The following is a 1099-nucleotide window of genomic DNA, read 5'->3' as shown; positions in this document are numbered from 1 at the left end:
GATATCAGCAACAGCGCTTCTCTCTAGTTCACCTTTTAGGTTACCGTCCTCATCAACAACCGGAAGAGAATAGTCACAAGACATAGTGTCTGGTAGCACTTCTTCAATCACCGCATCAGGCAAAATGGCTGGAACTTCTTCGTATATCTCTTCACTGAAGTCATGCACCGATGAATCTTCAACTGCATCCTGTAGGCTCTCTTGTGTGACTAGACCTTGATAGCCTTCATCCGTTACGTGATAAGCGTAGTCATTTTTCAGCATCTTCATTTGTGCCAAAGCACCTTCAATCGTTTCAGATGTGATTCGATAGAGAGGGGGCTGCATAACGGTTTCAACGGTCAATGCACGAGCACGGTTTACGTCTTTAACGAATGCCTCTACATAGTCATCGGCTGGATTCAGCAGAATCTCATGTGGTGTACCTTGTTGTACCAACTCGCCATCTTTCAAAATTGCGATTCGGTCGCCGAGACGAAGTGCTTCATCCAAATCGTGGGTGATGAAAACAATCGTCTTATGAAGCTTCTCTTGCAGTTCAATGAGTTGATCTTGCATTTCACTTCGAATCAAAGGATCGAGCGCTGAAAACGCTTCATCCATTAATAAGATTTCAGCATTAGTACACAGAGCTCGAGAAAGACCAACACGTTGTTGTTGACCGCCAGAAAGCTGGGCAGGGTACTGCTTGCCGTAACCTTTCAACCCCACCGTTTCTAACCACTCATTGGCTTTCGCTAAACGGTCTTCTTTTTTGATACCTTGTACTTCCAAACCGTACGCAACGTTTTCTACCACGGTGCGATGAGGCATTAAGCCAAAGCGTTGGAATACCATCGACATTTTATGACGACGGAACTCTTCTAATTGCTTGGTATTGAGGCTCATCACATCGATGCCTTCAACCATGATTTTACCTTGAGTCGGATCTATCAAACGGTTGAAGTGGCGAATCAAAGTCGACTTCCCTGAACCAGAAAGCCCCATGATAACGAAGATTTCGCCACGGTTAATCTCAAGGTTAATCTCTTTCAAACCAACGGTATGACCCGTGTCAGCAAGAATCTGGTCTTTGTGTTCGCCGTTCTGAACTCGGTTC

General features: G+C 45.1%; 1 protein-coding gene. It reads right to left on the bottom strand.

Annotation, left to right across the window (positions count from 1 at the left end):
• Positions 1–1099, bottom strand: a 1099-nt coding sequence (locus AB4653_RS26625; RefSeq protein ID WP_372105730.1) for a glycine betaine/L-proline ABC transporter ATP-binding protein, incomplete at both ends; no start/stop codon positions are given.

Origin of the sequence: Vibrio sp. 10N.222.48.A3 (assembly GCF_041475345.1) — a bacterium.
Lineage (GTDB): Bacteria > Pseudomonadota > Gammaproteobacteria > Enterobacterales > Vibrionaceae > Vibrio > Vibrio tasmaniensis_A.
The sequence above is the reverse complement of the archived record's forward strand: the minus strand, read 5'-3'. Positions and strand labels throughout refer to the sequence as shown.